Raw genomic sequence first — 20,439 nt, 5'->3', positions numbered from 1 at the left:
TTGAACATTAACATCTGAGCAAGAGCAATAATACTTGGCTAAACGCAATACGTACTCAAGCGAGTACCTACTGGCTAAAATATCCCCTTTCTGATTTAGAGGATTTAGATTTCTATTCCATTATCTGCGGCTGCATGACCTATGAAATAAAAATTTATTTATTTAGACAGTGACACTAAACATCAACAGTCATCAGACCTAGTTAAGTGGTAAGGAGACCAAAAGAAAAAGTAATTATCATAAGAAATGGAGTGATAAAAGATCAGCGGTAAATTTTTAGGTAAAAACCTCGGTGAAGAGTTAAAGTCGGCTGACCAAATTGACCTATAGCAGGGGTCAAGACCCTACTTTTATTAGGCCCCCTTGCCCGAAGCCATAGCGCCTCGCTCGATATAGCAGATGGTCATGAGTTCCACTTGACCGAAAATGATAAGGTTTATCAGTTCTTTCTAGTCGAGTCGTAGCTATCGTTCCTCCTCTACGTCTGGGGTCCGGTAAGAGCACTCGCCCTCAGATTATAACTCACGTAGCTAATTTTCCAGATAACGCCATGATTCTTAATCAGCGGCGTGACACAGACGAAAGTATTGTCTAATGGCTGTGCATCGCTATCCACAGGAATGGTTTTCATTTTTACACTAATTTCGGTATAATCCTGCTTAGGTTTAGAGACCGCCTTAGCGCCCAGGTAGCGTTCAAGAGGACTCCTCTCTACCCTTTTCGCGCTGAAGATTAGAAAGAATAGGCAGATAAAAACAAGCAGATAGCTCTCTGAGAGTATAAACTCGCTAGGCATGGGCTCTCGGCAAAGCAGTTCCGTTTCATCTTACGATGGTCTAACCGGAAGAAGCGACAGTATTATGCTATTCATGTCGTAGTACTAAAATGCGCCTGGGTGCATCAACATATTTGATACTATGGGCGCAGTAGGCCGCTTAATCCCGTGGCCTAAAGACCATGCAGTCAGAACTTAGAAGTGTATGGTGCCCCTTACATAGATTTATTGAATAAATAAAAAAATTCTAATGACAAAGCCAGGACTCATCAATTTTGGCTGCTGCGGAGACTTATAGACGTTCCCATAATGTGTAATCTAGTGAATAGTTTAAGTCATGATCACCATCATAACCGCTTGTGCATCAAGAGTTACACAGACTCTCTGTTATAACCCGGTAGCTTTTTAATCCTCAACAAGACCGTTCAGCTAGTCAGTACTAATGATAGCCTGCTTGCGTTTTTTAGATCTCCTAATGGCGCATAACTGCCGATCATCAGGTCTGTTAAAAACCCAGATTGTACAATGTCGGGGCAATCAGCACACTGATTGATCACAACAATCCAACGTTATTGCGCTAGACCTCAGAAGAATAGTGAACAACCGAGACTATAATCATTTTCTACGAAAACTTCATAGAAAAACAGACTTTTACTGTGTCTTATTAAAAAGATTATATCAATGACCGCATCGGTCGTAACAAGGGGTATTAGTTTTTTTAATGCTAATCTTTAATGTCTATACTCATCTGATCAGAAAAAATAGGTTACGCATCTTGGCAGCGCCTCCATAAGTTTAAAAATCGCGGCTATCGGGTCCTCCGTTAAAAGTCTAAACCAGTAAATTAATGAGGTCCTGGTCGTGATCGTTGCATAATAGTAAAAAGTCGCTTACACAGACCAGAGGTATTTCCCTGTAAATGAGACACACTGCTACCTTACCCATGCGACACTTTCAGAGTCGTATGCTTCTTCAAAATATGATAGTCAATAAACTCCTGGATGATTGTAAACTTTGTCTTTGTTATTAAAAAAATATAATGCACACTCGTAGTGTCTATCGTAGCCAATTAGCGACTGATACTTTAAATTTATTACATGCAAGACGCTTCCGTATATCTAGTACACGAAGACAAATCAAGAAATCAAGGTAACTCCAGGATCATTTAAGTCTTCTAGTGCTGAAAATAATAGGCATCTCACCTAAAAAGCAGCTTATCCAGGGTGAAGCGTCACGATTGCTGATTTATTCTAATATTTCAAGATACTCTATAATGTCATAAGAGGTGTTATAATGAGCAGATTTCTGAATGAAAATAAAACGTTTAATTAAAAAAATTTTCTACAAGAAAAGGCAATACAGAAGCCATGGGTGCATGAGCGAAGAAAAATAGTCTTAAACAACGGGCAAGTTACTGTTCTTCTCAGCCAAGATCATCACCATAATTTTCATGACAATCAGACTATTTGACTTTTGCTGAAGGCTTTACAGGGGTTCGGTGGCCTAACTTTTTAACTTACTGGGCCGCCCCTACGGTAGTAGGGCTGCTGTTATCTTAGCAAGCAAAGAAAAACCTGGAATATCAAAAACAATACATTGACGCTCACTCAAAACCCTTTTTCTAATTAATCACACCGGCCTTAGGATTGTTGGTGAAAAAATAGGTAGTCCAGATAGAATAGACTTGAAAACGCAGAGCATAGCATCAGCCCGCACTTAAGAGATGCTCAAGCACACACAGCCCGAGCGTTAGATTTTCGGGTGATTGCATGAAACTAACGCTTTTTCTGGCAAGCATCATTGGCCTGTGTTAATGGAAGTTCCTGGCAGGCAACCTCAGGCCAGATTACGTCATCAGGATATGTTCTGGCGAACTATTTCCGACTTGCAAGGATGCTTTTATGCTAAAATCATGACTATCTATATAGCGACCTGCCCAAAATGACTGCAGAAGGACATTTAATTTTTGCTTTAGCTAGCACTATTTTAGCCAAAAAACTCGCACTGACGTCTGAGCTGTCTCAAGGCGATTGGTGGCATGTTATTGCTGGTGGATTGCTGACCTGTCTATTGCCGGATATCGACCACCCTAAGTCGATGCTGGGGCGGCGATTAACCTGGCTCTCTACACCTATCGCCCGCCTGTTCGGGCATCGCGGCTTCACGCATAGCCTACTGGCGATCATCGCTAGCATCATTTTTTGCACCAACCTACCGCCCCCCGCACACGCTGTGATTCCTCTAGATGCGTTTCATGCCATGATTATTGGTTACTTAAGCCATATCGCGGCGGATATGCTGACCCCGGCCGGTGTGCCTCTACTCTGGCCCTGCAAGTGGCGGTTTCGCGTACCGCTCTTCAGCCCAAAAAAAGGGAAAAAGTATGAACGTCTTCTGTGTATTGCTGCTCTGATTTTCGCCCTACAGCACCCGGCAGTGCGGGGACTCGAACAGTGTCTCGCGGTTCTCGAGCCCATTCAGATGCTCTGGCAGCGCCTACGCACAAACCGATAACTACGTATAAGTCTATCTCATGAGTATCATCAAAAGGTTGTGTGAAGAGAGCCTATATCATCGGAACAGCTAATCGTCACGTCAGAGAAACCAGTAATAACTAGACATACGTATTGCTTTTAACATAGACACCTCTTCTCTGAAGAGGTAGCATAAAGACTATTTATGCAACGCAGTTTTTAGGCATGTGAAACATCAGGTAATATAACCAGGGATAAACGGATACAGGTGTAACAAAAATTTCATTAAGCGTATTATGTTACGGGCTGTATTAAACGAACAGACTATATTTTTCGATGTGCTGAAGTGAACGATCTTTGCTACGCAAAAACATTTATCTAACTCTTGTTAGCAATTAGCGCACCAAACAGGGATCGTCTGCGAACGTTTATAGAACAGCATCATTTTTTATGATTCACACAAGACATGGACTTGCATAAGGTTTTTTATCCGGGATTAAGTCATTGTAGCTAGTAAGCACCGGGCGATGCCTGACTGTATTTATAAGTCTATTTAACTGCTCAAGTGCGACTGATCAACTATATGTTTATGTTTATAGCATAAAAGAATGAGTAATATTCTCAACCCGCGCCGTAGCTAGATAAGGGGCCTTGTCCTATTTCTCCACAGAGGATGATAACAGTCACTTTTACATAAGCTCCATCAGCCAACACCATGATATCTCTCCGTCGGGTTTGCTTGCTCAAAGATCAGTGTAAACTTTTCAGCACTAGTGTTGCTGTAAACACAGGCGGTATAGGTTATTTTTAATATTCATGCCCGCACCATGCTTTACGTTACTAGAACATGGTGCGGGCATGAATAAGCATGATAGAAGGAAACGGTCGCTGCCTAGCTTGTTTAACGGCTTTTAAAATTGCTATAATATTCACCTTTTCAAAACATCGCACTATTTTTTGCTCTTGGAGAATGTGTGAAGTATCAGTTGTTAAAAACCGATTGCCAGGCGCGCCGCGGGCGGCTGGTCTTTCAACGGGGCGTCGTGGAAACACCAGCATTTATGCCGGTGGGCACTTATGGCACAGTAAAAAGCATGACGCCTGAAGAATTGAAAGACACCGGCACGCAGATTCTGCTCGGCAATTCTTTTCACCTTTGGTTACGTCCGGGCCAAGAGGTAATCAAACTGCACGGTGATTTGCACGACTTTATGCAGTGGCACGGCCCCATACTAACGGATTCTGGTGGATTCCAGGTCTTTAGTCTTGGAGAAACTCGAACAATTAACGAATCAGGAGTAAATTTCTGCAATTATATTAACGGCGCTGAAATTTTCCTAAGCCCGGAAAAATCGATGGAGATCCAGTACCATCTGGGTGCGGATATCGTCATGATTTTTGACGAATGCATGCCTTATCCTTCCAGCTGGGAAGACGTCAAGCGCTCTATGGAAATGTCTTTACGCTGGGCAACCCGTAGTCGCCAGCATTTTAATGCGCTTGAAAATCCCAACGCGCTTTTCGGTATTATTCAGGGTGGTATTTACGAAGACTTACGAGATATATCAATCAAAAGACTAGTAGACATTGGTTTTGATGGTTACGCTATTGGGGGCCTTTCGGTGGGTGAACCTAAAGCCGATATGCACCGTATTTTATCGTATCTATGCCCGAAAATGCCTACGGATAAGCCACGCTATTTGATGGGCGTAGGTAACCCTGAAGATGTAGTAAGAGGCGTTCAGTGCGGCGTTGATATGTTCGACTGTGTCCTGCCAACCCGAAATGCTCGCAACGGTTATCTTTTTGTCGCTAATGGCGTGGTGAAAATCCGTAACGCTCAGTATAAAAATGATATCCAACCGATAGATACAACATGTGATTGCTACACCTGCCGTCATTATAGCCGTGCGTACTTGCATCATCTTGACCATTGCAAAGAAATATTAGGCGCTCGTTTAAATACTATTCACAACCTACGTTATTATCAGATTTTGATGGCGGGTTTACGTCAGGCCATCAATGCCGGAACCTTAGAAGGATTTGTAGATGAGTTCTATTGCCGAACAAGTAATCCCCGGCTCAATTTGTAGTCTTCGAGTTAGATAAAAACAAGGAAATTTCAATGAGTGTGTTCTTTTCTGACGCTGTTGCTGCCTCCTATGCTCACTCCCAGTCAAGCCCTTACTCTCTGGTAGGTATGCTCGTTATTTTTGGTCTCATCTTTTATTTAATTATCCTTCGTCCACAGCAAAAACGCGCTAAGATGCATCAAGCACTGATCCGTGCCATTTCAAAAGGCGATGAAGTACTGACGACCGGCGGGCTGTTGGGGCGTGTGGTAAAAGTCACGGATAATAGCTATATTTCGATCGCGCTCAACGATAACAATGAAGTGGTTATCAAACGCGATTTTATAGCTGCAGTTTTGCCAAAAGGCACGATGAAAGCGCTGTAATAAAAGACGGTCCTAAAGGGGTGCTGCTGTGTTAAACTGTTATCCTCTGTGGAAGTATATGATGCTATCGCTCGCGCTCGTTCTCAGCCTTGTTTATGCCCTGCCTAACTTGTATGGTGAGGATCCTGCCGTACAGATCTCAGGCGCCCGAGATGTCCCGTCCCTAAGTGAAACAACGCTGAAAGAAATCCGCGCAATATTAGAACAAGAACATATCTTTAGTAAAGCCACTGTCCTCGACCGTGGTTCTATTCTTTGCCGTTTTTCTAACGTGAGTGCGCAACTACACGCCAGAGACGCTTTGATAAAAGCCCTTGGTGAAAATTATCTCGTAGCGCTGCATCTAGCACCGGCTACACCCCTATGGTTATCTAGAATAGGGGCGAGACCGATAAAGCTGGGGTTAGATTTACGTGGTGGTGTTTACTTCTTGATCGAAGTTGATATGGACACCGTGCTCCATAAGCTCCAGAAGAAGACTATAGATACTTTACTGTTCGATTTACACGGCAAGGGTATTCCCTATCTAGCAGTGCATCAAATCGAGAATTACGGCAGTACAATCCGCTTCTGTGATGCCGATACTCGTGATAAGGCAATAGACTGGTTAACACAGCAGCACCATAATATCGTTATTAGAAGCATCAAAGACAACGCATTAGGTGTTAAGCCGGCGAACAATCTCCTGCAACAAGCCCGTGAGTCCGCGGTGAAACATAACATTACCATACTGCGTAATCGTATCAATCAACTTGGCATCGACGAGCCTTTGGTCCACCGCCAGGGCTCCGGGCGCATTGTAGTCGAAATGCCTGGTCTGCAGGATATGGCACTCGCCAAGAGAGTTTTAGGGGCGACGGGCACGCTCGAATTCCGACTAGTCAACACCTTCGCACATCAGTCCCCCGTTTCCAGCCTTGTACCGGGGGATTCGGAGCTTAAAAGTACCCAAGACGGCCAGCCCGTAATATTGTATAAACAGGTTATTTTAACTGGTGAGCACATCACTGATGCTACCTCCAACACGGATGAATACAACCTTCCGCAAGTAAATATTTCCCTGGACCGCAGCGGAGGCAGGATCATGTCCAACTTTACCAAGGAGAATATTGGTAATCTGATAGCTACCTTGTTTGTAGAGTATAAAGATTGCGGACAGAAAGACGATGACGGTCGTACAATTCTAGAGCAGCAGGAAAAAGTTATTAATATCGCTACCATCCAATCCCGGATCAGTAATAGCTTCCGCATTACCGGCATAAAAAATCCTAACGAGGCGCGCCAGCTATCCCTTTTACTACGTGCAGGCGCATTGAGTGCGCCGATTCAGATTATCGAAGAACGCACTATCGGCCCGACCGTAGGTCGTCAGAATATTAGCCAGGGATTAGCTGCCTGTTTTTGGGGGCTACTGGCCTCAATTCTCTTTATGATCATCTGGTATCGAAAATTTGGTCTTATAGCCACCACAGCGATTATCGCCAATCTTGTACTGATCATCGGGATCATGTCTATTATTCCAGGTACAACACTGACAATGCCGGGTATAGCTAGTATTGTATTGACGCTAGCAGTAGCTGTAGACGCTAATGTACTGATCAATGAAAGAATTAAAGAAGAACTTCGCAACGGTCGTACAGTACAGAAGGCGATTCATGAGGGCTATCGGGGCGCTTTTTCAAGCATAGTGGATGCTAATATTACAACCCTGATTACTGCCATCATACTGTACGCTGTAGTAGCCTCGGGACCGATCAAGGCCTTCGCTATTACCAGCAGCATCGGGGTTGCTACTTCAATGCTTACAGCAATCATTGGTACTCGTGCCATGGCTAACCTACTTTACGGCGCTAAACGTATTGATAATCTGTCTATCTAGGAGCGGCCGTGTCTCAGAAAAAAAGCAATCTCGCAATATTGCGTAACGACTATAAAGTCTATGACTTTATGCGTTGGGATTACCTGGCTTTCTCTCTATCTACCATCTTACTTATCCTTTCTATCACCATAATGGCCGCAAAAGGCTTTAACTGGGGTCTGGATTTCACGGGTGGCACGTTAATTGAACTGAACATGGGAACAGCAACTGAGGTTGAGCAGATACGTGATGCCCTTAAAGATGCGGGGCTACAGGATTCGTTGGTACAGCATGGCGGTAGCAATCGCGATGTTATAGTTCGTATGTCCACGGTGCAAGATAGCGTGAGACAGGATCGAACTGAAAAAGCTCTTAAGGCGATTAATCAGGCAACCGGCCAGAATGCTTCCATAAAGCGGATTGAGTTTATCGGACCGAGCGTCGGAGAGGAGATGGTTCAGGATGGCGGAATAGCATTACTAGTGGCGTCGCTTTCTATTCTCCTTTATGTTGGCTTCCGTTTTGAATGGCGCCTAGCAACCGGAGCGGTCTTGGCGCTGATTCATGACGTGGTAATTACGCTTGGGATTCTTTCTCTGCTCTATATCGAGATTGATCTAACAATTATTGTTTCGCTGATGTCGGTAATTGGCTACTCGCTAAATGACAGTTTAGTAGTCTCAGACCGTATTCGTGAGAATTTCCTTAAAAACCAAAACGGCAACGCCTACGAAATTTTTAACATCTCGCTGACACAAGTATTAAATCGGACCATAATAACCTCGGCCACAACGCTGATGGTGGTATTGATGCTATGGATTTTTGGCGGTAAAATGTTGCGCGGCTTCTCAACAACGCTATTGATTGGCATATTTATCGGCACTGTTAGTTCTATATATGTGGCGTCAGCATTAGCGCTTAAGCTTGGCATGAAGCGTGAGCATTTATTTTAGCAGAGCATGGAATAAAAAAAGGGGGGATCAGGTATCATCAAAATTTTAAGAAACACTTAACGATGACTGATGCCTTTTATTTGTGTGCCTCATAATTTTTGTGTGGTATCCCCATTACCTACCGATTTTCAGCCTGTCCGGCTGCAGAACATGAAGTATGATACGGCCTCCGCCTGTGAACGCTCGGCGAACATCTGAAAAGTAAATGCAGCGCCTGCGGTACTTACCTCCGTGAAGTAGAGATGGATAATGAATAAAATAATTACTTATTTATATACGCATGTTCTTTTTATCAACCATTTTTTGGTTTTCTCGTTATGCCCCGCGCGTCATTAAACATGCTGACATCGCTTGCAATAATAGTCACTCTTCAATTTTAGTTCGTCTTGCCATTATCGTTTTTAAAAAAGCATTTTTAATGAGTATGCCGCTGGTATAAATATTACTACAAAATAGAAACTATCTAGGACACGTATAATAGAACAATCTAGTTCAAGATTTGAATTATTGACATCGCCTACCACACCGGTGCAGCATACTCATGCAGACTGAGATAACTACCTGTCACTGTTTTAAAGCAAAACGCAGCCCCCTTCCATTCTTTTCGCGCCAGCCATCACGCACTTATCTCAAACATCATCACTACAGTGGAGCGGATAATTTTTAACCGGCTTTCTTACACTCATGCTATAAACCTAAAAAATATCTTTACTTACCCTAGAAAAACAAGAGACTTTATTTTCTTCCCTCAGCCTAGGTGATGCAGTAAAGTCTTTTTTTAGCGCCGTCAGTCGACAGTCTCCGGGTTTTACTATCCTCTTGCTTTTTTTAAATTCAGAAGAGCAAGTGAAGTGGTGACGCTACCACATGAGCAATCAATGCAGATAAGTGAATGTGTTGCACTCTCTGCTTTTAGATATAACTAATACGACGCTATATATTTTTGACATAACGCTATTGGGAATAGTATATTCTTTCACCAAAAATTTACGGTCGCTACTATATCAATCATTCAATAAGCAATTTTAGCAAGTATCAGCATGCTATGCTGACGTTTATTTTTTTGCGGCTTGTAAAACAAAAAAGTGTAGCGTTTTAGCGGTTATTCCGTAAGTTTTAACATCAACTTAACAAATTACTATTACGTCATAAGCGCAAAGGAAAAAAGCCATTGCCTCATAAAGACTCTTGTTATTGTACTCTCTAATAAGATATATGATGCGCCCAGGCTATGAAGCGCCTTGTCGCTATTTATTCAGCCGGGAATGATGCATGTCTCTTTATGATTCGTAGAGAACCGGGCTGCTAGTCTGTCTTCTTCTTCATATATGCATCCCCTTATATCATGACCATTCCTGAAATTTTAGAGCATAGTTGCTTGTGCTAGCTCCTTTCTTCAAAGGCCGTTATGAAGAGAGAGGCGCTCTGCAGTCGTGTGCTAATGCTAGAGCAGCATCAAGTCACGCTTAATGACGTTATAATGATTATTGTTTAGAACATCAAATACCAGCCATGCGCTGCCGACGAGAGGACATAATTGAGTCAATAATAATCAAGACTCTTGGAATGGCCCGGATAAAACACGTCTCAGGTGGCTAATCTTCACTTTGCTACGTTTATCGCAGCTATAAAAATACTCTTCCTCAAGTTCAGTGAGGCGATTAAACAACTACAAGACTAGCATCTCTGTATGAATATATAATGTTGCGTATAATTCCCTATCTTCTTATATCATATCGCATAGCATCTAAATTTGGAACTCTTCTCTGTCACAGAAAAACCTAATATGTTCGATAGAATTTTTAACGCCTTATGGATTGACGCCTTCATTCTAAAATCACGTTATTTTGCATATATTGAGAGGCTTTTTAAAAAAATAGATTTTTTATTTACTACTTCAGCTAATGATATTAATTTTAATTAAATAGCTTTTATGGAAAAAAAATTACCGTTATGAACGAATGCACTTAAAAGAGCGCTCTCACGCAGAATAATGCTCTGATGGTATAAAGAGAGCAATCAGTCATTTTTCTATATGGATGTAAAAACTGCGCTGACAGCGACTACTCAAGTAGTGCTCGAATTAGAGCAATCCTGCAGTCCTAATGATCAAATAGATTTTTGACCTTTCTCTAGCACAATAACCAGGGCCACTTTAACCCCATTTTTAAACTTACATGGATGCTGCTAAGCTACCTGAATTATTCTTTTCTTACGATGGATGCACAACTTCGTGAATCGAAGCATGACAACGTCAACACCAGGTCAAATATTCTATTGCCTCATTGGATAGCATAAGGTCATAATATTTTTATCTCGCAGAGCATAAAGAGCACAGAAGTATGCGTTCAAAACCACAGAGTGTGGCATAGATTTATCTAACAGAAGGCATCGCAAGATCAAGATATGAATGCATTTATCTGTACCAATTAATTGCAGAGCAGTAGCGTTAGTGACTAGGCTTATGCTGGATTTTAGAAATCACACCCCAGAACATCCGACAGCGCCCTGCCGTGGCGGGGCGCTGTTTGGTCAACACCATCACTACGAGTATAATGACGCGGGAAAGCATCGGCCTCCGAGCGATGATAATAGTATCTAAAATAAGACAGCGGGTTATTAGTATCGCTCATGGATTAACAAAACCATCCGCACAGCTCAAAGAACGGTTAAATGATCATCCGCATCTACGTGACTATGATCAGCAAGAAGGCAAGGCGATACTACTGGTGACATCTCTTAACTAGATGAGGCAGATAAGCAGTCTTTGTTGAAAAATGCATGTTATACTACCAATACAGTACATTGCCCAATCTCCTTAACATGCACTCATACAGAGAGATACCTTAGCGGAAAACACTACCGCCAAAGACGATAGGAATGCTTTACAAAAACCTCATAACCACACTAGTTATTTTCTGTAATTCAATACATCCCGTTAAAAATACCGAAAACTGTCTGCATATTGTCATGGCTTGATTTTTTAACAAAGCCATGTCAGGACACTGTTCGACACCCTTAACACCCTAAGGACTATTTTATGAAGAATGATGAGGTTTTTCTCTCGCGAACCTTTGATCTAGCGCGCCGTGGGCGCTTTAATACTGCACCCAACCCTAATGTAGGCTGCGTTATCGTCCTCGATGGACGCATTGTCGGCGAAGGTTACCATCAGCGCGCTGGGGAGGCGCATGCCGAAGTGTATGCACTACACATGGCAGGAGAAACAGCGCGTGGTGCTACCGTCTATGTTTCCCTTGAGCCTTGTAGCCATCACGGGCGTACGCGGCCTTGCGTCGACGCACTGATAGATGCTGGCGTAGTCAGAGTCGTAGCCGCGATGCTAGATCCCAACCCAAAAGTAGCAGGCCGTGGCTTCTGCAGGCTCAAAAATGCGGGCATTGAAGTGCGACATAGCTTAATGCTTTCAGAAGCAGAAGCGGTAAATCCAGGGTTTCTCAAACGCATGCGCACCGGCCTTCCTTGGATCAGGCTCAAGCTTGCAGCGTCTCTTGACGGCCGAACTGCGATGGCATCCGGTGAGAGCAAATGGATTACATCTCCTGAAGCACGGCAAGATGTACAACGCTGGCGCGCCGAAAGCGACGCGATTCTTTCCACAGCTGCCACCGTCATCGCAGACGATCCGGCCCTGACAGTGCGGTGGCAGTCACTGCCGAAGACTGTACAGGACCTCTGCCCCAAAACACAGCTGCATCAGCCAGTGCGGGTCATCATTGATAGCGCAAATCGTATAACCCCCTCTCACCGCATCGCTCAAGAGCAAGGGCGAACATGGCTTGCGCGCCTTTCTCCCGATGATCGACTTTGGCCGGCGTCTGTCGAACAGCTTCAACTTCAGTCGTGTAAAAAGACGGGTCGTTCGCGTCTTGATTTGCTATCGCTAATGATGCAGCTAGGCCGCCGTCAGATTAACAACGCCTGGGTAGAAGCGGGCGCTGATTTATCCGGCGCGCTCCTGAGTGCCGGATTAGTTGATGAATTGATCTTATACCAGTCCCCGCAACTTCTTGGCTCCGATGCCCGTCCGCTGTTTCTTCTTCCGGGGATGAAAAAACTTTTCGAAACGCCAAGGTTTACTCTACTTGATGTTCGACGAATAGGGCCAGATATCCGCATGCGTTTGAAACCCCTCAAGAGATCTTAATTATCCCGCGTAACACACAAAGTATTATGTTACCATTGCACTAAATCAGAGCATCAGTGAGCTATTGTTTATTTTATATAAGGATAATTATGAATGTTATTGAAGGTGCTCTTGCAGCTCCAAATGCAAGCATCGCTATTGCTATTGCGCGGTTCAACCACTTCATCAATGACAGCCTACTTGATGGCGCCATCGATGCCCTGCAACGCATTGGGCAGGTTAAAGACGAAAACATTACTGTCATCTGGGTCCCGGGTGCTTACGAATTACCATTAGCGGTCAGCGCGCTGGCCGATAGCAAGCAATATGACGCTGCTGTAGCTCTTGGCACAGTTATCCGTGGTGGCACCGCACATTTTGAATTTATCGCCGGTGAATGTAGCGCAGGACTGTCTTTAGTCGCGGCGCGTACCACTATGCCAGTAGCCTTTGGAGTGCTGACCACCGAAAGTCTTGAACAAGCTATCGAACGTGCTGGCGCCAAGGCTGGCAACAAGGGATCGGAGGCTGCACTAGCAGCATTAGAAATGTTCAACGTATTACAAGCAATCAAAGCATAATGGTTTGGTTAAATAAACACATTTTACGCTACCGGCGTAATAAGGGGCCTGATCAATTTAAATACAAGCATGTAGTGAGATCACACTAGAGAACGGCACATCCCCAGAAGAAAGACATTTTCTACTACACGTTGATAGTTATTTTATTCAACAAATATAAGCGTAATTCACAGCAAGGAGAATGTAGTGAAACTAACTGCTCGGCGCCGTGCTCGTGAATGTTCCCTGCAGGCGCTGTACTCATGGCAATTATCAGATAATAACATCACTGATATCGGCGTCCGGTTTCTGGAAGAGCAGGATACATCGGATGTAGATGTCGCTTATTTTCGCGAGCTATATGCGGGGGCTGCGATGCATGCCAAAGAACTGGATAAAATAATGGCTCCCTATCTTTCCCGTCAGTTAGAACAGCTAGGCTACGTAGAGCTCGCCGTCTTACGAATTGCACTATTTGAGCTAAGCCAGCGGCACGATGTGCCGTACAAGGTGGCTATAAACGAAGCTATCGAGCTAGCCAAAACATTTGGAGCAGAAGCTAGTCATAAATTTATTAATGGCGTTCTGGACAAAGTGGCCCCAGAGGTTCGTCCTAGTAGAAAATAGCGCTATCTACTAGCTAATCGAGCTCTTCCTATCCCTCGTTATGCTGCGCGCGCCGACACTAACAAAACTTTGGAAAGAGTATGGCATGTAGTGAGTTTAGTCTCATCGACCGCTATTTCAATCGCATACAAAACACACGCCGAGATGTCGTGGCAGGCATTGGCGATGACTGTGCGCTTTTATCGATAGCTGAGAAAAAATGGCTTGCAGTCAGTACAGATACTTTGGTGGAAGGTACGCATTTTCTAACAGACATCAGCCCTTCTAATTTAGGCTATAAGTCACTGGCCGTTAACCTAAGCGACTTAGCTTCCATGGGAGCAGATCCAGCCTGGATGTCGCTAGCTTTGACCTTACCCGCGATAGATGAAGGTTGGGTATCCGCTTTTAGCGAAAGTCTATTCCAGCAGTTAGATTACTACAATATGCAGCTAATTGGCGGCGACACTACCCGCGGGCCTTTGAGCCTGACGGTGACCCTCCAAGGATTCATCCCCGAAGGACGTGCATTAACCCGCGCAGGGGCCTGTATCGGCGACTGGATCTATGTAACCGGCACCCTAGGAGATAGCGCCGCTGGCCTTGCTATACTTCAAAATCGCCTACACGTGAAAGATACTCAGGATAGTCAATATTTTTTGTCCCGCCATTTTCGCCCGCAGCCTCGCATTTTACAAGGATTGGCATTGCGTGGTATTGCTAGTGCCGCCATTGATGTCTCAGATGGTATGATCATGGATTTGTGCCACATTCTTGCGCGCAGCAACTGCGGCGCCCGTATTAACCTAGAGGATATTCCTACTTCTGCAGCGCTTCGGCGCAACACCACGCCCGATCAGGCGCGGGACTTAGCGCTCCATGGCGGAGAAGATTACGAGCTCTGTTTTACAGTGCCAAACATCAAGTGCGGTACCCTAGATGTCGCGCTTAGCCATATCAATGCACCCTTTACCCGCATCGGCCAGATCTGCCCTAGAAGTATGGGGGTTCAATTTATTCACCATCAGAAGATAATCGAGTATAACTGGCATGGATATGACCATTTTATACAAACTTATCATAGTGAATCATAATGAATGTTATTAATGTTAAAAAAAGGATTAATCTTTATAACCCCTGTCATTTTCTGGCAACAGGCTTCGGCAGTGGCATGTTCCCCTGGATGCCAGGAACTATAGGCTCGCTTGTGGCCATTCCGTCGTGGTATCTTCTAGTGCTGCTGCCGTGGCACTTATATTTTCTTGCTGTTCTGTTCAGCTTTTTTCTAGGCGTGTACTTTTGTCACCAGACAGCACAAGATATGCGTATCCACGACCATTGCTGTATTGTTTGGGATGAATTTGTCGGTCTCTGGATCACCCTTATAGCCTTACCGGTAAACGACTGGCGTTGGGTGCTATCAGGATTTTTTCTGTTCCGTCTACTAGACACCTGGAAACCTTGGCCGATTTGCTGGTTCGATCGAAAGGTATATGGCGGCATAGGCATTATGCTCGACGATGTGATAGCAGGCGGCATAGCTGCCATCCTCCTCTACTCGATCGGCTATTTATTAAATAACAGGGGAGCATTTTTTACTAGCGTCATCTTTTAAAAAAATACTTATCGTTTTGAGTTGATGATGTGTTATCACATATCACTGTATGAGTATACATTTTTCAAATGCAGTCTCTCTTTGTGCGATCGGCGGACGATGCAGCTATATTAGCTATCGCGCCGCTCAAGGGTGCGATAAAAGTATTTTTTTAGATCGGCGATTTTTTCTCTCTAGCCTGACTACATCTCTTCCTGTTTTAGACGCTAGTGCAAACTTAGTATTAGAGAAGAGCTAGATTCCCATGAAAACTGCAATACGCCGGATGATGATCTAAACTATGGACATGATCGATGATAAAAAAACAAAAATGCAATCATTCGTCCTGCTGACCTAAGGGCAGTCCACCTCACCCAAGGCCTTATGGGGCGAATCCGAGACGAGCCTCTGGTGCGGGTTCACTAGATTACTTTAGTGTAGCTGCCCCTATATCACATCACGTTTTCTGCGCGGGGATATCAACCACAAGTTAATTCATTACATTAGGCGCTTCACAGCATATTATTCGACTGTAATGCATGCTTTCGGAATCTCTACTCTATATAGTTTTTCAGTGCTATACAGCCACTTCTTTACCTAGTAGGCTTTCGCCGTGCAATCTTACGGATTACTGGGGCTCTGCATCCAAGATTCTTGAGTCGCTACCCAGCACTAGATTTACTAATGGCTTTCACTTTTGGTAATGCGTTTCCTAGAAAATCTGTATCTGTTCAGATTGCCAGCTCGACCTCAATGAAGCGTCATCAGTCAAAATGTGAATAGGGTTTTGTTGAATACATGAATATTTTACAGTCGGTTCAGTAAGCAAAATTCTCTCTACAACGAATTTTTTGAAACATGGTTATATTCAGTTATTATTAGCTCAGCTTACTACATGCATGTTATTAAAGAGTCTTCATCAAACAGACAACGTTGAAGGTTACCAGTTGGTTTGGCTATAACAAAATCCTAAAGCAGAATGCTCCTATGCAATATAGAGGAATAATGTACTCATTACTATATCATCAGAGCATATGACTCTTAGATAACGCCTATCCCTTTTCTAGTCAGAAAAGGGGATTACCACAGCGCTCATAATAGAGGAGGATTTGAGGGATTAACTGAAAGCTTTACAAAAATGCCTTGTTTCGCTTTATAAGCATATGACCTAAAGCTAGATAAGGTTACTGCACTAAAATGCGCTTAGCAACTGATAGAAATAATGCATTTCAACTTAAAATGTCAACATGACAGTGAAGCACTCATGGAGTCATTGACAATAGCGCTAACTTTAACTTTTATGGTGAAAGAAGATAGAATATCTCGGCAGAAAATATCAAAAATGCAGCACATGCTACTGGCTCCTTCTAGCACTAAATTGTGCGACCAGTTAGATTATGTTTTCTACTTTACGGCACAGAGCAACGCCACTGATGCATAGGCTCTGACGGATATGATAAGAGAAAAACGCACCGCACAATCAGGAAAGTAGTGCCTTGTGAGGCTTTAATATGGCTGACTCTTATGTTCCCCCCCCTCTTTAAGGATAGAGATAATAAAGCAGCTGAAGCCTCTGTAGACAGATACAAGATTATCTAGCGCTCAACATACGATGAGTATAATTGTACGGTTGAATAGGAATATCGGGGGCAATGTTTCTTGAGCGAATCAGGGTGTGTGATGCATGTTTTGTGCACTAGTTGAGCTATTCTTGTGCAAAGTCGAAGCTTTTCTTCTGCATTCTTCATGACATTATTGATTAATCCCTCTTAGCATGCTTATCCCGTCACCTATTTGCACATAACCTAGCTGCATATGATAGTTATATCAACTTAGAATCAGCCTTTAAAAGCATTTGAAAATGGGATACAAGACATTGAATCCAGGAAACACCGGTTAACCATAAAGCACTTTCTGTTCCCGAGCATTATTACCGTTTCTCAGATACCGTTTGCAAATACGTAATGACTCTTATAGCATGTTTTGATTAATATTTTACCCGCAGAACGTGGATCGTTAGCTTTATTGTCTACTTTATAACAGAATCATAGACGTCACCTCTATCGGCAGGATAATCATGCACCATGAGTCGTCTATATTAGTAAGTTACCTTATGGAACCCGTCAAAGCCTATGTAAAAGTAGTACTGCTTTTGGGTACATTAATATACCTAATGCGCTGTGTCGGCACATTGAGTGCCAGATCGAGCTAGCAGCATACTTTACGTTTTACAGAAATATATTACCATGGCAGACACATATATTAGCACTAGTTTGAAGTATTGAGACTTATATAAACTATCTTTAGTTTCTTACTGTACTAAGCATCCTGCATGCTTCTTATCCGAAGACCTATAGGATTACACATCACATCCCTGTATTCCTTATATCGCTCCTCTCAGCGAGAGACTGAACTACTCTTGCGTTATCAGCACCAGGTTCATGGTTTGATATAAGCAGATCAGTAGGTAGTGAGCATGCAATGCAAAAAAGATTTTTTCTATCATGAAGTCATCGCTTACTCACGCATCTGTTATACTTACAAGGTGCTGTGGTACTGAGGTCTATCCGTTAAGAGATGAGATAGTCACTGTAAAATTTACTTTTCTATAGAACTTATTATCGCAAAAAAGTAGCGAGCTGAGCTAATCATTAATAAAAATGTTGATTTAATCAATAAAATCATTGGGGCGATTAATCGACTCAATGAGCTAATCCCAAAACCGCTGGTTATTTAAAAACCTTGGCGTAGGTGATAGCAGAAGATGCTTGATTCGGATGGTTACCCGACCATCCGAAGAGGTGAAAAAGCACCGGTCACGCATGCTTACCGGTGCTAAGATAAGCGCTTAAGTTTACTAGTGCCGCACTTTAGCGCAAGCTTCTTAAAGTCTAGTTAGATGCTCCGATAGATATTTCGCTACACCTTCGGGTGAGGCACGCATGCCTTCCTGCCCCTTTTCCCACTGTGCTGGGCAGACCTCCCCATGCGTTTCATGGAATTGCAGGGCGTCGACCATACGTATCATTTCATCGATATTGCGACCCAGCATGAGATCATTAACTACCTCATGACGGATAAACCCATCTTTATCGATCAGAAAGGAACCGCGTAGGGCCAAACCAACATCAGGATGTTCTATACCATAAGCTTTCATGATTTCACGTTTAGTATCCGCTACTATCGGATACTTCACCGGTCCGATACCACCTTTTTCAGTAGGCATGTTCCGCCAGGCGTTGTGTACAAACTCGGAGTCACAAGATACCCCGATAATTTTTACTCCCCGCTTCTGAAATTCTGCGTAGCGTTTATCAAAAGCAATTAATTCAGAGGGGCAGACGAAGGTAAAATCCATGGGCCAGAAAAAAATGACCGCTGTTTTACCCTGGATATGAGATTTAAGATTAAAATTATTAATGATTTTACCCGTACCGAGCACCGCTGAGGCAGTAAAATCGGGGGCTTGACGAGTGACAAGAATCATATCTACTCCTGTAGTATAGCAATTTACATTGATAAAATTTGAACAGATATAGTATAAGGTCATCCCTGAGGGAAAAAAGTCAAACAGACCGCTTGTTTCCTTTCTCCTGATTAAAAGGTATTGTTTATTATCCTCTATGAAGTCTAAAAAAGACTATGGAAAATATTGATCTGATCTAGCATCTTTTTAGAAACGCTGGTAGCAGTCAATATAAGTATTGTACAATACATCAGCTCTCAGTGCTGCATCTGTAGCCTGTTCCTAAAAACGCCTTTATTTTACTTTCGTTATCAAGACGTTTCACAAAATTATTTCATTAAACATTCACCCTTAAGATAATCATTAGGATGTTGACTTTAATAGATTTAAAAAAGTATCTTGACAATAACGCAAAAGTTTAAAATGATTCTTTAACTATCTGACTGTCTGAAGCAAGATATTCGGCAGTGTAGTTCTATGAAAGCCGGAATAGAGTAATTCAGTGATCTGCTATATCCGGTGCAATTATTTCTTGCTACGATTAATAGAAGAGGCCTGCGGGTATTCGATAAACTATACCAGTGCGCTAGAAAAACGTTCTGTAAAACGCAGAGTATGGCTTCAGTGCTACCTGGAAGTATGTAGCGCAATGCCGATCTTTTCCGACCGCTATAACTGCATAAGCTGGTTCTTAGTGCATAAACGCAGATACTAATACACCCCCAACTCACTAAAGGTGATAGCATAAAAACACCTTTTATTTACGAAAGCGTGCAACAACGCCCCTGATGAATGAGCCTTTAAATCGGATCAATTACTCTTCACTAAAAATCAATCTAGCACCGAATGAGAGCGCTTCCTATATACATCACACGATTACTATCGTAATGAGATGCTAGAGAGGCACAGATACAAAGACGTACCGCCGCCTTTTAAGGCGCTTTATTGGCTAACGCGATACAATAAGGGAAAGCACGCTTCGATTGATTAGCACCGCTTCGGTAGCGATCACACCTAAAATACAGAAAAGATTATCAACTGCACTAACTATCAGAAACAGGTCTTCTCTAGTTAAAACTTCTCTTCATAGTCGTCTAAGTCTACCTCATGAGACTCCACAGATAGGCGATGAGGTGCTTTCTCTGATTCAAGCGGTGAACGCACACGATGAGGCTATGCAAAATGCCTAAAGATTATCTTTAGTACTGAAGCATAACATGCCTAGGGAAAAACACATCACACATTCGGGTATATTTAATCAAGTCACGTTTTGTTCAAATTCATGGGTTCCTAGCGTGTAGCGCCTCAACGATTACAATAGTTGAAAATCTGTGCAAACATATGCGCATCTTCTGCCCTAGTGTGTGTCTCTGTAAAAGTCTTTATCCAACTCTGAGGATTGTCTAGCTCTTTAATGTAACACTGGCATTATTTTAGTCTGAAAAATAGCTCCGCTTCAGGTATTATTTATTCCATGATTTTTTCGTAGGGTACCATACGAGTAACGTGCGCCGAAGCAACATCAGATAGCACCTTTTGATGTTTCGG

13 protein-coding genes are annotated in these 20,439 nt (G+C 43.1%); 11 read left to right on the top strand and 2 right to left on the bottom strand.

The genetic code is table 11. The annotated features are described in order from the left end of the window. Positions 1–478: 478 nt before the first annotated feature. Positions 479–796, bottom strand: a complete 318-nt coding sequence (locus A359_RS04480; protein WP_014887742.1) for a MutH/Sau3AI family endonuclease — start codon at positions 794–796, stop codon at positions 479–481. A 1,920-nt stretch (positions 797–2,716) separates the two neighbouring features. On the opposite strand from A359_RS04480, the gene A359_RS00145 reads away from it, so the two are divergent. The 11 genes from A359_RS00145 (at position 2,717) to pgpA (ending at position 15,446) form a co-directional block, all read left to right on the top strand. Further along, a complete protein-coding gene (locus A359_RS00145) occupies positions 2,717–3,289 on the top strand; it encodes a metal-dependent hydrolase (protein WP_014887741.1) in 573 nt (190 codons plus the stop codon). Between the two features lie 934 nt (positions 3,290–4,223). Continuing rightward, on the top strand, positions 4,224–5,342 hold the full coding sequence (gene tgt / locus A359_RS00140) for a tRNA guanosine(34) transglycosylase Tgt (RefSeq protein ID WP_014887739.1): 1,119 nt from the start codon (positions 4,224–4,226) through the stop codon (positions 5,340–5,342). Between the two features lie 32 nt (positions 5,343–5,374). Continuing rightward, positions 5,375–5,707, top strand: a complete 333-nt coding sequence (yajC, locus tag A359_RS00135; protein WP_014887738.1) for a preprotein translocase subunit YajC — start codon at positions 5,375–5,377, stop codon at positions 5,705–5,707. Positions 5,708–5,735: 28 nt separating this feature from the next. Further along, entirely contained in the window at positions 5,736–7,586 is a 1,851-nt protein-coding gene (secD, locus tag A359_RS00130) for a protein translocase subunit SecD (RefSeq protein ID WP_071818264.1), read from the top strand. A gap of 68 nt (positions 7,587–7,654) precedes the next feature. Further along, positions 7,655–8,518 (top strand): protein translocase subunit SecF, encoded by an 864-nt coding sequence (gene secF, locus A359_RS00125; RefSeq protein WP_044104657.1) that lies wholly within the window; start codon positions 7,655–7,657, stop codon positions 8,516–8,518. Positions 8,519–10,928: 2,410 nt separating this feature from the next. After that, positions 10,929–11,120 carry a hypothetical protein gene (locus tag A359_RS04305; RefSeq protein ID WP_160142706.1) on the top strand — a complete coding sequence of 64 codons (192 nt, stop codon included), beginning with the start codon at positions 10,929–10,931 and terminating at the stop codon, positions 11,118–11,120. Between the two features lie 438 nt (positions 11,121–11,558). Then, the gene (gene ribD, locus A359_RS00115) at positions 11,559–12,686 is read left to right on the top strand and encodes a bifunctional diaminohydroxyphosphoribosylaminopyrimidine deaminase/5-amino-6-(5-phosphoribosylamino)uracil reductase RibD (protein WP_014887734.1); all 1,128 of its coding nucleotides are present in this window, start codon (positions 11,559–11,561) and stop codon (positions 12,684–12,686) included. An 89-nt stretch (positions 12,687–12,775) separates the two neighbouring features. Further along, positions 12,776–13,246, top strand: a complete 471-nt coding sequence (gene ribH / locus A359_RS00110) for a 6,7-dimethyl-8-ribityllumazine synthase (RefSeq protein ID WP_014887733.1) — start codon at positions 12,776–12,778, stop codon at positions 13,244–13,246. A gap of 186 nt (positions 13,247–13,432) precedes the next feature. Next, a complete protein-coding gene (gene nusB / locus A359_RS00105; RefSeq protein ID WP_014887732.1) occupies positions 13,433–13,852 on the top strand; it encodes a transcription antitermination factor NusB in 420 nt (139 codons plus the stop codon). 80 nt (positions 13,853–13,932) lie between these two features. Next, positions 13,933–14,925, top strand: a complete 993-nt coding sequence (gene thiL / locus A359_RS00100; protein WP_014887731.1) for a thiamine-phosphate kinase — start codon at positions 13,933–13,935, stop codon at positions 14,923–14,925. Next, on the top strand, positions 14,925–15,446 hold the full coding sequence (gene pgpA / locus A359_RS00095; RefSeq protein ID WP_014887730.1) for a phosphatidylglycerophosphatase A: 522 nt from the start codon (positions 14,925–14,927) through the stop codon (positions 15,444–15,446). The genes thiL and pgpA overlap by 1 nt, the downstream gene beginning before the upstream one ends. A gap of 2,863 nt (positions 15,447–18,309) precedes the next feature. On the opposite strand, the gene A359_RS00085 is transcribed toward pgpA, so the two are convergent. Continuing rightward, positions 18,310–18,912: a peroxiredoxin C gene (locus A359_RS00085; RefSeq protein WP_014887728.1), complete on the bottom strand. Its 603-nt coding sequence runs from the start codon at positions 18,910–18,912 to the stop codon at positions 18,310–18,312. Between the last annotated feature and the right edge of the window lie 1,527 nt (positions 18,913–20,439).

Source organism: secondary endosymbiont of Ctenarytaina eucalypti (assembly GCF_000287335.1).
Lineage (GTDB): Bacteria > Pseudomonadota > Gammaproteobacteria > Enterobacterales > Enterobacteriaceae.
Note: the sequence above shows the minus strand (reverse complement) of the source record. Positions and strands in the feature narration are given on the sequence as shown.